The following is a 6,031-nucleotide window of genomic DNA, read 5'->3' as shown; positions in this document are numbered from 1 at the left end:
GTCGTCGAAAAGTGTCGGGGAGATCTGGCCGGCCGGTGGCTGGACGCCCAGATGGCGCCAGGCGGCCGGTGTGGCCACCCGGCCGCGCGGGGTACGGGCCAGCAGGCCGGCCCGCACCAGGAACGGCTCCGCGACCTCCTGCACCGTCTCGATCTCCTCGCCGACCGCCACCGCGAGGGTGCTCACCCCGACCGGGCCGCCGCCGAAGCGGCGCACCAGCGCGTTGAGCACCGCCTTGTCCAACCGGTCCAGCCCGAGCTCGTCCACGTCGTAGACCGCCAGCGCCGCATGGGCCACCTCCGCGGTGACCACCCCGTCGGCGCGGACCTCGGCGAAGTCGCGCACCCGGCGGAGCAGGCGGTTGGCGATCCGGGGCGTGCCGCGCGACCGGCTGGCGATCTCGGCCGCGCCCTCCGGGGTGAGCCGGACGTCGAGCAGCTGGGCCGACCTGCCCAGCACCTGCTCCAGCTCAGGGGGCTCGTAGAAGTCCATGTGCCCGGTGAAGCCGAACCGGTCGCGCAGCGGGCCGGTCAGCAGCCCCGCCCGGGTGGTGGCGCCGACCAGGGTGAAGGGCGCCAGCTCCAGCGGGATGGCGGTGGCGCCGGGACCCTTGCCGACCATCACGTCGACCCGGAAGTCCTCCATCGCCATGTACAGCAGCTCCTCGGCGGGGCGGGCGATCCGGTGGATCTCGTCGATGAACAGCACCTCGCCCTCGCCCAGGCTGGTCAGCAGCGCGGCCAGGTCACCGGCGCGCTCGATCGCCGGCCCCGAGGTGAGCCGGAACGGGGCGCCCAGCTCGGCGGCGATGATCATGGCCAGGCTGGTCTTGCCCAGGCCCGGCGGTCCGGACAGCAGCACGTGATCGGGCGGCCGGTTGCGCCGCAGCGCGCCCTCGAGCACCACCTGCAGCTGCTCGCGGACCTTCGGCTGCCCGACGAACTCGCTGAGCCGCCGGGGCCGCAGGCTGGCCTCGACCTCGGTCTCGTCCACCTCGGGGAACGGCGAGACGACGTCCCGGTCGGTCGGGCCGGTCATCGCGCACCGCTCTTCGCGCAAGCGCTCATCGACTGACCTCGCTCCTCGCGCGAGCGCTCCTCGCTCGCTGGCGCTCGCTCATCGGGCCCGGCCGAGCAGTTGGATGGCCCGCCGCAGGATGACGGCGACCTCGGGGTTGTCCTCGGACTCCGCGGCCACCAGGTCGATCGCCTCGGCGGCCTCCTTGCCGGTGAAGCCGAGGCCGGCCAGGGCATGCAGGACCTGGTCCTTCCACGGCGCGATCGCGGTGACGCCGGCCAGCGGGGCGGCGCCGTCCGAGCCGCTGATCGAGCCGATCCGGTCCCGCAGCTCGATGACGATCTTCTCGGCGCCCTTGCGGCCGATGCCGGGAACCTTGACCAGCGCCGGAAAGTCCCCGGTGGCGATCGCCCGTCGCACCTCCCGGGGCGGGTAGACCCCGAGGATCGTCTGCGCGAGCTTGGGGCCCACCCCGTTGGCGGTCTGCAGCAACTCGAACAGGCCGCGCTCGTCGTCGTCGGCGAAGCCGTAGAGGGTCAGCGAGTCCTCGCGCACCACCAGGCTGGTGGCCAGCCGGGCCGACTCCCCCACCCGCAGCCGGGCCAGCGTCGCCGGCGAGCAGGAGACGGCGAGCCCCACACCGCCCACCTCGACGACGGCTCCGTCCGGGCCGAGGGCGGCCACCCGGCCGTGCACGCTGGCGATCATCGGCGTACTCCTATCGGTGCGGCTGGCCCGGCGCTGCGGCCCGGCGTCCGCGCGCGCGTCACGGCGGCCGCCAACCGGGCCTGGGCGGTCCCCCGCCAGATGTGGCAGATGGCCAGCGCCAGGGCGTCGGCGGCATCGGCCGGGGTGGGCGCGACGTCCAACTTGAGGATGCGGGTCACCATCGCGGTCACCTGCGCCTTGTCCGCGGTTCCCGAGCCGGTGATCGCGGCCTTCACCTCCGACGGGGTGTGCAGCTGCACCGCGATGCCCTGCCGGGCCGCGGCGACCATGGCCAGGCCCGCGGCCTGCGCGGTGCCGGTGACGGTCCGGACGTTCTGCTGGGCGAACACCCGCTCCACGACGACCACATCAGGACGGTATTCGGTCACCGCGGCGGCCAGCGCATCGGCCAGGGTGAGCAGCCGGGTGGCCAGCGGGTCCTCGGGGGGCGTCCGGACCACCTCGACGTGCACCAGCGACAGCGCCCGGCCGGCGCTGCCCTGCACCACCCCGATGCCACACCTGGTGAGCCCGGGATCCACGCCGAGCACTCGCATCAGGCGGCCTTCTTCCAGCTGTCACGACTCGATCAGCTCAATCGAACGGGCGTTCGACACCTTACCGGCGGGCCGCGTGGCGCCATCCCAGACACGCGGCAGACGCCCCGGCCGGGCGTCGGGCTGCCTAGACTCCCCCAGCATGACCCTGCCGTTCCGACAAGCGCCGCGCGCCGGCATCCGGCCCAGCCCGATCTTCCTCGCGGTGCTCGCGGTCACCGCCGCCGGCGGCTACCTGGCCTGGCAGGCCACCACCGCCACCCGGACGGCGCGGATCGGGGTCTTCCTGTTCATCGTGGCCGGCTGGGTGGTCACCGTCTGCCTGCACGAGTTCGCCCACGCCTACCTGGCCTGGCGCTTCGGTGACCGCGAGGTGGAGGCCCGCGGCTATCTGACCCTGAACCCGCTCAAGTACAGCCATCCGGTGCTGTCGGTCCTGCTGCCGGTGCTGTTCATCGCGATCGGCGGCATCGGGCTGCCCGGCGGGGCGGTCTACCTGCATCCGCACCGGTTCCGCAACAACGTCCAGCGGGCGCTGGTGTCGCTGTCGGGGCCGGTGACCAACGTCGTCTTCGCGGTGCTGCTGCTGGTGCTGGTCCGGCGGGTCGGCCTCTACAGCGCGCACGGCGTCTTCTGGTACGGGGTGGCAGGGCTGGCGCTGCTGCAGGTGATGGCCTCGATCCTGAACCTGCTGCCGGTGCCGGGGCTGGACGGCTACGGCGCGATCGAGCCCTATCTGGACCCGAAGTTCCGCCAGGCCGCCGAGCAGTTCAAGCCCTTCGGCATGCTGGCGCTGTTCGCGCTGCTGCAGATCCAGGCGATCAACCACGCCTTCTTCCGGGCGATCTACTGGTTGTTCGAGCAGTCGGGGATGCCCGCGACGGTCGGCCAGGTCGGGCTGGAGCTGTTGAGGTTCTGGGAGGCCGGCTGAGCGCGCCCGGTATTTTTCCCAGCGCCGGGAACTCCTTCAGCGAGAGCGCCGCAGCGTCGCGGTAGCTGCTCTCAGCGACCTGAGACACCACTGTCATCTCCGGCAGGCAAGCTGGAGAGCGCGTGCGGACGGTGTCCGTTCAGCAGCGGGTGCGGCAGTTCTCGGCTCGGCAGCGTTGTGTTCGGTGTTGTGTTCGGCACGTGCGGGGGGACGTTGATGGAGGCACTGGCTCGGCTCGCGGTACGGCGGCGCTGGTTCGTCGTGGCCGGGTGGGTCCTGTTCATCGTGGCGGCGCAGGCGCTGCTGGCCGGCCTCGGCGGCTCGGCCTACCGCGACGACTTCAAGCTGCCGAACACCGAGACCCAGACGGTGGCCGAGCTGTTGGCCGGGGCCGGCCTGGACAGCCAGAACGGGGCCAGCGGCGCCATGGTGCTGCACGCCCGGTCGGGCGTCGTCGCCGATTACGCCGGACGGGTGCAGCCGGCGCTGCGCGAGCTGTGCGGCGGCGGCTTCGGGATCGCCTCGGCGAACTCGCCCTACGGCCCGGTGGCCTGCGGCGGCTCGGACGGGACCGGCGTGGCCGCCGCGGCTCAGATCAGCGCGGACCGGACCATCGCCGTGGTGGACCTGAACTGGGCCGAGCCGCAGCCGGCGCTGGCCCAGATCACCGGTGTGCACGATGCCCTGAAGCCCCTGAACTCCGCCGACCTGCAGGTCGAGTTCACCGGCAACGCCTTCCAGGTGCTGGCCGCTCCGGAGGGCGGCGTCCCCCCGGAGGTGTTCGGTTTCCTCGCGGCGCTGATCATCCTGTTCCTGGTGTTCCGCACCGTCGGCGCCACCGCGCTGCCGCTGGTCAGCGCGATCGCGGCGATGGGCAGCGGGCTGGCCCTGATCGGCCTGCTCTCGCACGTGATGTCGGTGGCCACCTTCGCCAATCAGCTCGCGCTGCTGATGATCCTCGGCGTCGGGGTGGACTACGCGCTGTTCATCGTCACCCGGCACCGGCGCAACCTGATGCGCGGCATGGGCGTCGAGGACTCCATCGTGCTGGCGGTCAACACCTCCGGGCGCGCGGTGCTGTTCGCCGGGACCACGGTGTGCATCGCTCTGATGGGCCTGTGGGCGCTGGGCGTCAGCTTCCTGTACGGGGTGTCGCTGGGAACGGCCATCGGGGTCGCGCTCACCATGCTCGCCTCACTCACCCTGCTGCCGGCGCTGCTCAGCTTCCTGGGCCTGAAGGTGCTGCCCCGGCGCCAGCGCAAGGAGGTCCGGGCGGGCACCTTCGACCTGACCGAGCACCGGGACTTCTGGTACCGCTGGTCGCACCTGGTGGAGCGGCGCAAGCTGGGCCTGGGCGCCGCGGCGCTGGTGATGCTGGCGGTGCTGGCGATCCCGTTCTTCGCCATGCGGCTGGGCTCGTCGGACCAGGGCAACGACCCGCAGTCCTCGACCACCCGCAAGGGCTACGACCTGATCGCGCAGGGATTCGGGCCCGGTTACAACTCCGGCCTGCAGCTGGTGATCAGCGGCCCGGGGGCTGCCGACCCGGCCTACCTGGGCAGGGTCAGCAGGCACCTGACCACGGTCGCCGACGTCGCCCCGGCCAGCGTGCGGGCCTTCCCGGTGGCCCGCGACATCGCGCTGGTGACGTTCAAGTCCAGCACCTCGCCGCAGGATGCCCGCACCACCGACCTGGTGAAGAAGCTGCGCAGCACGGAGCTCCCGCCGCTGTACGCCGGCACCGGCAACCACATCTACGTCTACGGCATCACCGCGATCTTCGTCGACTTCGCCAAGGTGCTGTCGGCCAAGATGCCGCTGTTCTTCATCGCGGTGGTGGGGCTGTCGTTCCTGTTGCTGCTGGTGGCCTTCCGCAGCGTGGTGATCCCGCTGACCGCCGCGGTGATGAACCTGCTGGCAGCGGCGGCATCCTTCGGGGTGATCGTGGCGATCTTCCAATGGGGCTGGCTGTCAGAGGCGCTGGGGATCGGCGGCGGCGGCCCGATCGAGGCGTTCGTCCCGGTGATGTTCTTCGCGGTGCTGTTCGGCCTGTCGATGGACTACCAGGTGTTCCTGGTCAGCCGGATGCACGAGGAATGGCTGCACACCCGCGACAACCGGCGCTCGATCACGGTGGGCCAGGGCGAGACCGGCGGCATCATCACCGCGGCGGCCATCATCATGATCGCGGTGTTCGGCGGGTTCATCCTCGGCGACGCCCGGGTGATCAAGCTGTTCGGCATCGGCCTGGCATCGGCGGTGTTCCTGGACGCCTTCGTGGTGCGGACCATCCTGGTGCCCTCGCTGATGCACCTGCTCGGCGATGCGAACTGGTACTACCCGAAGTGGCTGGACCGGATCACGCCGCAGGTCTCGATCGAGGCCGCCGAGGCGGCTGAGGACGACCCGGCCGGCCCGGGCCCGGACGGCAACCGGGAGCTGGCCGGGGTCTAGCGGCGGCTTACGATCGACGGCTGTGGGCCGGGCACTCATTGCTGGCGCGCGGCACTCATCGGTGGGCACTCATGGTTGGCGTAGCAGCTCGTGTGACGGCGTGTCGGCACTCATCGTTGGCCCGGTAGCAGCGCCTGCGACGGCGTGTCGCCCTGCTACGCGGCCAACGATCGATCACCCGACCACCGGCCGCAAACAATTCGACGTTGACGTCCAGCGGTCAGCTAGCTGTTCTGTCCTGACAGGTTGGTGACACGGCTGGCTGGTGTCGCGCCGCCGAGGGCGGTGTGGCCGCGGTGGTGATTGTAGGTGTGTAGCCAGGTCGAGAAGGCGGCGATGCGTTCTGCTTCGCTGCGGTAGGGGC

General features: G+C 71.5%; 5 protein-coding genes and 1 pseudogene. 2 read left to right on the top strand and 4 right to left on the bottom strand.

What is annotated here, in order from left to right; translation table 11 throughout:
* The 3 genes from ruvB to ruvC form a co-directional block, all read right to left on the bottom strand.
* On the bottom strand, positions 1 to 1,038 hold a 1,038-nt coding region (gene ruvB / locus VF612_RS12745; protein ID WP_408660228.1), incomplete at its 3' end, for a Holliday junction branch migration DNA helicase RuvB.
* A gap of 78 nt (positions 1,039 to 1,116) precedes the next feature.
* Entirely contained in the window at positions 1,117 to 1,725 is a 609-nt protein-coding gene (gene ruvA, locus VF612_RS12740) for a Holliday junction branch migration protein RuvA (RefSeq protein WP_408660227.1), read from the bottom strand.
* On the bottom strand, positions 1,722 to 2,282 hold the full coding sequence (gene ruvC, locus VF612_RS12735) for a crossover junction endodeoxyribonuclease RuvC (protein WP_408660226.1): 561 nt from the start codon (positions 2,280 to 2,282) through the stop codon (positions 1,722 to 1,724). Before ruvC ends, ruvA begins: the two co-directional genes overlap by 4 nt.
* A gap of 142 nt (positions 2,283 to 2,424) precedes the next feature.
* On the opposite strand from ruvC, the gene VF612_RS12730 reads away from it, so the two are divergent.
* Both VF612_RS12730 and VF612_RS12725 read left to right on the top strand, forming a co-directional pair.
* Entirely contained in the window at positions 2,425 to 3,213 is a 789-nt protein-coding gene (locus VF612_RS12730) for a site-2 protease family protein (protein ID WP_408660225.1), read from the top strand.
* Between the two features lie 216 nt (positions 3,214 to 3,429).
* Positions 3,430 to 5,667 (top strand): MMPL family transporter, encoded by a 2,238-nt coding sequence (locus VF612_RS12725; RefSeq protein WP_408660224.1) that lies wholly within the window; start codon positions 3,430 to 3,432, stop codon positions 5,665 to 5,667.
* 224 nt (positions 5,668 to 5,891) lie between these two features.
* Here VF612_RS12725 and VF612_RS12720 read toward each other — a convergent pair.
* Positions 5,892 to 6,031 (bottom strand): annotated as a pseudogene (locus VF612_RS12720) (IS481 family transposase); the annotation flags it as partial.

This window comes from Jatrophihabitans sp. (assembly GCF_036388195.1).
GTDB lineage: Bacteria > Actinomycetota > Actinomycetes > Mycobacteriales > Jatrophihabitantaceae > Jatrophihabitans_A.
The sequence above is the reverse complement of the archived record's forward strand: the minus strand, read 5'-3'. Positions and strand labels throughout refer to the sequence as shown.